Annotated in this window: 1 tRNA gene and 2 rRNA genes; all 3 read left to right on the forward strand. The window is 38.7% G+C overall.

The window, feature by feature from the left end:
• Positions 1-82, forward strand: a 16S ribosomal RNA gene (locus HBB17_RS08200); the annotation flags it as partial.
• 209 nt (positions 83-291) lie between these two features.
• Positions 292-409 (forward strand): 5S ribosomal RNA (gene rrf / locus HBB17_RS08205).
• 29 nt (positions 410-438) lie between these two features.
• Positions 439-511: transfer RNA gene (locus HBB17_RS08210), tRNA-Ala, on the forward strand.
• Positions 512-564 lie beyond the last annotated feature (53 nt).

Raw genomic sequence — 564 nt, forward strand, 5'->3', positions numbered from 1 at the left:
GCTGCCGAAGGCAGGATCAATAACTGGGGTGAAGTCGTAACAAGGTAGCCGTATCGGAAGGTGCGGCTGGATCACCTCCTTTCTAAGGAAGAGAAGAAGTAGAGGTTGTTTTACTGTTGAGTTTTCAGTGAGATGTGTTGGTAATTTGTATGTATTATACTTACCATACATTGGATAAAAAAATATTAAAAATAATGTTGACAAACCTTTTGTCATATTATAAAATATTCAAGCTGACAAAATGAAAGCAATTAAAACTGAAAACAACATATGAAGATATGTCAACAAGTTTTTGGTGGCGATGCGTCTTAGGGACACACCCGTTCTCATCTCGAACACGATGGTTAAGACTTAGACGGCCGATGGTACTATACTGGAGACGGTATGGGAGAGTAGGTGGCTGCCAAATTTAAAAATTAAAACAGAGATTTTAATTTTGGGGGTATAGCTCAGTTGGGAGAGCACTTGCCTTGCAAGCAAGGGGTCACGAGTTCGAATCTCGTTATCTCCATTTGAATTTTGGATTATCAAAGTTCAAATTTGTACCTTGAAAACTACACATTG

The organism is Anaerosporobacter faecicola (assembly GCF_012070565.1).
Taxonomy (GTDB): domain Bacteria; phylum Bacillota; class Clostridia; order Lachnospirales; family Lachnospiraceae; genus Anaerosporobacter; species Anaerosporobacter faecicola.